The sequence below is a fragment of the Mesorhizobium sp. M4A.F.Ca.ET.090.04.2.1 genome (assembly GCF_003999085.1).
Lineage (GTDB): Bacteria > Pseudomonadota > Alphaproteobacteria > Rhizobiales > Rhizobiaceae > Mesorhizobium.
Genome location: NZ_RZOT01000461.1, coordinates 1 through 4,962, shown reverse-complemented (window position 1 = coordinate 4,962; position 4,962 = coordinate 1). Strand labels below are relative to the sequence as shown.

At 67.1% G+C, this 4,962-nt stretch carries 5 protein-coding genes; all 5 read right to left on the bottom strand.

All coding sequences use genetic code 11. The annotated features are described in order from the left end of the window. Positions 1-865, bottom strand: an 865-nt coding sequence (gene tssK / locus EN781_RS25645) for a type VI secretion system baseplate subunit TssK (RefSeq protein ID WP_127400449.1), incomplete at its 3' end; no start/stop codon positions are given. Positions 866-914: 49 nt separating this feature from the next. Further along, the gene (tssJ, locus tag EN781_RS25640) at positions 915-1,367 is read right to left on the bottom strand and encodes a type VI secretion system lipoprotein TssJ (protein WP_126058943.1); all 453 of its coding nucleotides are present in this window, start codon (positions 1,365-1,367) and stop codon (positions 915-917) included. A 3-nt stretch (positions 1,368-1,370) separates the two neighbouring features. Next, positions 1,371-2,756: a type VI secretion system-associated FHA domain protein TagH gene (gene tagH / locus EN781_RS25635; protein ID WP_126058944.1), complete on the bottom strand. Its 1,386-nt coding sequence runs from the start codon at positions 2,754-2,756 to the stop codon at positions 1,371-1,373. Next, complete coding sequence (gene tssG / locus EN781_RS25630; protein WP_127400448.1) at positions 2,753-3,820, bottom strand: type VI secretion system baseplate subunit TssG; 1,068 nt, start codon at positions 3,818-3,820, stop codon at positions 2,753-2,755. Before tssG ends, tagH begins: the two co-directional genes overlap by 4 nt. Further along, positions 3,784-4,962, bottom strand: a 1,179-nt coding sequence (locus EN781_RS25625; protein ID WP_189347848.1) for a type VI secretion system baseplate subunit TssF, incomplete at its 5' end; no start/stop codon positions are given. The genes EN781_RS25625 and tssG, both read right to left, overlap by 37 nt.

Here is a 4,962-nt window from a genome sequence, read left to right as displayed (position 1 = left end):
TGTGGTCATAGGCCGGCAATTCGCCCAGCCGTCGCGAACTGGAGCCGTAGGTCGCCATCTCGCCAGCGAGGCCGGCAAGCTCGAGGTAGAGCTCGGCCGGGTGAAAGACGTCCTGCGTCAGCATGTGCGCCAGCCGCGGGCGCGCCGCGTTGGCAAGGTGCAGCATCAACAGGTCTTCGACACTGCGCCCTGGTCCGCCCATCACCATCTTGCCATGCGCCTCGGCGATCTGGTCGAGGCCGGTGACGACTTCCAGAAGCAATTGCCGGTACCAGGCCACCGCACCCGTGATCAATGTCGGCGGCAGGAACGTCTCGTCCAGCGAGACGCCACCATCGGCCCGCACGCCTTTGACATCGGCGACGGGCAGGGCGGTGTAGCCGCCAACCGACTTGCCCGGCGCAAGCAACAGCGCCTGCGGCCGGGCAATCTCGATTTCCTCGGGGTCCGAACCTCCTTGCACCGCGTCGCGGACCGAGACGATCCGCCCGTGATAGCGCGCGCCGGTGGATGCGGCGTGCGCCGGATCGAAGCCGACGCCTCCGGGAGGTTCGAGCGGCAGCGCGATCAGCACCGGCCCTGCGCCGGTGTCGGCCGTGACCGGCAAGGGTCGCGGCGCATCCATCATCTCGGGAATGGAGAAGGGAGTTCCATCGGGGAATATACCCCGCGCCGACAAGATGGCGATCTGGCCGGCGTCGAGCAACGACTGATCCAGGGTAAGCTGCTGGAAGCCGAACGTATGCAGTTGCCCGGCCCGCAAGGCGCCGCGCACCGTTGCCTCGAGGAACCGGTCCTGCTGCTGGAAATGCTGGGTCCGCAGAAACAGTCCCTCAGACCATAGCACCCTGTTTGCATCGCTCATGCCGTTACTCTCTGCACGGAGCCACTTCCTGTCTCGCCCTGTCTCGCCGCTAGGCGGAGATACCGCCGCCGCCGAGCGTCACGTTGATGGTGAATTTGGATCCAGGCGAGACCGACTTGGTCGTTCGCCAGCTCCTCCCACCAGGTTCGCGGATCAGCGCGACGAAACCGAGCGCCGTCGCGTTTGGTTCGACCGTGATGGTCTTGGCCGCGGTCTTTCCCGGCGCGACGGAGATGGTGTCGGATCCGATGAGGTCGGCCCCGAGCGCGGACCCTGCATCGCCCTGCAGCGCGAAATAGTCGGCCGAATTGAACTTGCCAGTGCTGCTCAGCCGCATCACCAGGACCGTCACCGGCCGGTCTCCGCCGCCTGGCCCCGGGTTCATGCCGGCTCCGCCGCTCACGTTGACGGTAATCACCGATGGTTTCGGCGGACCGCTCTGGCAGGCCGAAACCAGCCCCGTGGCACCAAGGGCAATGATGAATTCGCGTCGATCGATCATGTCTCACTCCTCCTCATATGCATCCCTAAAATCAGCGCCGACTTCGCCAAGGAAGGTCTTTTCAGCGCTCTCGGCGATCTCACGGTGGCGTTTCCGGTAGAGTTCCCACAGCTTGGCGCCGCGCCCACCCGAAAGCAGCGTGCCGATCGCGGAATTCGACTTCAGCTCATCCTCGATCGCCGCCGGGTCGAAGCGGTCGACCATCTGGCGAAGCGCCGCCTGCACGCCGCGCCAGGCGCGCACGTGATGCTGCGCCAGATCGCGGACCGCGTCCGAGATCGCCGCCTCGCCATCAAGAAAGCCGGGGCTGCGTTCGCCAAGGATGGTTACGATGGCATCGTCGACCGTCGGCAGGAACTTGAGCGGATTGACCTCGGAGGCGCCAACCATCGTCTGGGCGACACGCGCGTTTCCCTTTTCCTCCGAGCGCTTGCGCAGAAGCTGCATCAGCCCTTCCATCATCAGCCGGTACTCCCGCCCGAACTTCTCCATCTCGGCGATCGCGTCGCGGCCGGCGAGATCGGCTTCCTCGACGCCCATGCCGCGCAGGAAGGCGGCGCGAAGCGCCATGTCCGAGTGCGACTGCGACGGGGCCGCCGGCGGCTGACGGACCGGTCGCGGACTGGCGTCCACACGCGGCGCGGGAGGGGGCTCGGGCGCCTGCGCCGGCAAGTCCCATGGGTTCGCTGGTTGCGGTCTTTCGGCGACGCGCTCGCGCTGGCCCGCCGGCCATTCGCCATGCGCCGGAGCGGCCGGCCCGAAACCGAAATCGTCCTGGATGGGCGACGGCTTTGCCGGAGCGGATTCGGCCGCGCCGTTGAGGGAGGGCACAGGATCGAGGCTGAACGGATCGTCGAAGGCCTGAGAGCTGCCCTGGTTCACGTTGGCGCGTGCGAACGCCCCCGGCAGCGGTTGCTCGAACGGGTCCGGCAGGTCGGACGGACGCGGTCGCCGCGGCTCTTCGTCGGATCTGGCCGAAAAGAAATCGTCGTTGCCGATGCTGACCGGCGCGCGAGACGCCGGCGGCGACCGTTCGGCGACAGGCTGGCTGGTGGCCGGCGGCTGCATGGCCGGCGCCTGCAGGTCGACATGGAGTATGTAGTCGCCGAGCCTCAGCCGCATGCCGCTTTGCAGGCGTGCCGACCTGCCGGCGCCGAGCGGGCTGTCGGAGTCGTTTATGAACAGTCCACTGCTCGAGGTGTCGGTGACGAAATAGCCGTCCTGCCCGCCGGTGATCTTGCAATGGGCGCGCGAGACGAACATGTCCGGATCGTCGATCTGCCAGCCGGCGTCGGCGCTGCGGCCGATCACCAGTTCGCCCTCGTCCAGCCGGGTCTGCCTTACCGCCTGGGTGCGTGGCCCTTGCTCCAGCGTCAGCAGCAGACTCATGCCGCGACCTCCGCTATCTCCGGCCGCCATCCGACGATCGTGCGCAGCCGCAGATCGTCAGCATCTCCCCTTTCGGGGGGCCGCGCAAGCCAGGCGGTCCGGCCAAGCTGGACGGTTCCGACGCGAGGCGGCGGCACGGCCTCGCGAGCGAGCACGATACGCAGGTCGACGTCGAGCGTTTCCCCGATCATGTCGCGAACCGCGTGCTTGAACAGCGTCAGCCGCCGGCTGCCCGGCAGAAACGACTTGAAGTCCTCCAGGCCGAGGGGGCCGACGCGCAGCTCGATCCTGCTCTGGCGGCTGAAAACGCGCGGGCCGATCGTCGCCCCGCGGCCGAGGGCCGCGTAGGCCTTGGCCAGGCGGCTCTGCAGCGCGGTCGGCACCGATATCCAAGCGGCGACGAACTCCTTGACCTGCACCGGCACCTTGAAGGCTTCGGCGAGATACAGGGTGAGCCGTTCCGGACCGTCGACCTGGCTGGCAAGCGAAGCGGCCTGGCGCAGCTTGACGGTGTCGAGTTCGGGGTCCTGGGTGCCGGGAAGGCCAATGCCGGCCATCGCCTCGAGCATTGCGCGGACGCGGCCGCCGACAGCGCGTTCGACCTGCACTCCCGAGTGGGCATCCGCCCAAGCCCGGTAATACAGGGCAATCATGCGATGCTGGAGGATGTTGACGAAGTCCACAAAGGTCGTGTCGCTGGTCTGCCTGGCATCGGCGCCGGTGAACCAGCGCTGCGACAGGCGATCAAGCACCCAGCGGGTCAGATGCAGCGGCAGCGGACCTTCAGGTCCCATCAGGCCGAGATTTGCAACCGTGACCCGCGCCGGCGCGTTGTCGGCGGCTTCCTGAAAGTCCACCACGTCCCTGGCCGAGAAGCTCAGGCGCACATGCTGTCCGAGTCTTGCCGGCTCGCGTTCCAACCGGCCGGAATGGCCGAATAGGCCGCCCCTGCGTTCGAGCCGGCGCAGCAGCTCGAAGAAGTCGAACGATTGGGACAGGCCCTCGCTCCGGCCCGATCCGATGCTGCCTAGATCAGGTAGCGATTGCCGGGCGTCATCGGCCATGGCACATCCTCCTGCTTCTGCAGCAGCCGCGTGCGGGTCCGCACAAAGCCGTTTATTCCGGCATGGCGGGCGAACAGCCGCGCGAGCAAGGCCGAAAGCAGCAGGGTGCTTTGTCCCGCGAGCACGGACTGGTCCACATGCAACGTTACTTCCGTGCCCCGCCCGAAGCACATCGGCCCGTCGATCTGCAGTCGTTCGATGACCGGGCGCGAGTCGATGCGCACGATCGAATGCACGTTGCGGGCGAGACCCGGATCGCCGCGGTCGGCATAGAGGTCGAGCAACGCATGGAGCGGATCGACACCGCGACCTTCCTTGGCAAGGCTGAGGAAATTGAGCCCGAGCTGGGCCACCAGCCGCCAGGCGAGATTGTCGGCCCTGGATTCACCCTCGGCGCCCGCCGGCAGCGCCGCCGGGATCGCCGGCTGCGGCGGACGCAACGCGCCGATGAGCCTGACCGCCTCGACCGGGTCGCCCGTCTCCAGCGTCAGCGTTGGATTGTCGTCGAGGATCGGCAGGTCGCGATTGGTGCAAAGCGCCATGATGTCGAGGCGCCTCAGAGGTCGGTTCGCCGGGCTTGCGATGGGACGCGAAACGGCCAGGAAGACATCGTCCCCGGTGTAGGAGGTGCGGGTCAGGCCATCGCGCCGCTCATCCTCGGTGGGCCGGCGCGGCCGGCGCTCGGTGGAGTAGACCCAGCCGCTGCCGCGGTTTTGCCCCAGGCTGAAGAGCTCGGGTATTTCGGCGTCGCTGCCCTCGCTCTCGGCGTCCTCGACCCGCGTGACCCGATAGATCTCGAAGTCGCGCGCCCGCGTACGGTCGGCATGCAGTACCTGCCGCGTCCGGCGGGGATCGAGCTCGACGATGTTGCACTCGCGCTCGAAGAGATTGATGATCGGGGTTACGAAGAGCTCGAAATCGGCGGGCGTAAGGTCGGCAAGCTCAGGTACGGGCCGCCGGAACAGGAAAATGACCTCCAGCCCTCCGTCGCATTTGCGCACCACCGGGTTCAGGCCAGAAACCCGCACATAGTGGAAGCGCTCGGGCATCATGAAATATTCCCGCAGCAGGCGGTAGCCTTCGAATGTCGGACGGGTACGCGGCATCAAGGCTTCGTCGTCGCGAATGCCGACCATTTCGGG

Bases quoted from the DNA above. Each gene is read 5' to 3' on its own strand.
- tssJ (WP_126058943.1), bottom strand. From the start codon at position 1,367: ATGATCGATCGACGCGAATTCATCATTGCCCTTGGTGCCACGGGGCTG.
- tagH (WP_126058944.1), bottom strand. From the start codon at position 2,756: ATGAGTCTGCTGCTGACGCTGGAGCAAGGGCCACGCACCCAGGCGGTA.
- tssG (WP_127400448.1), bottom strand. From the start codon at position 3,820: ATGGCCGATGACGCCCGGCAATCGCTACCTGATCTAGGCAGCATCGGA.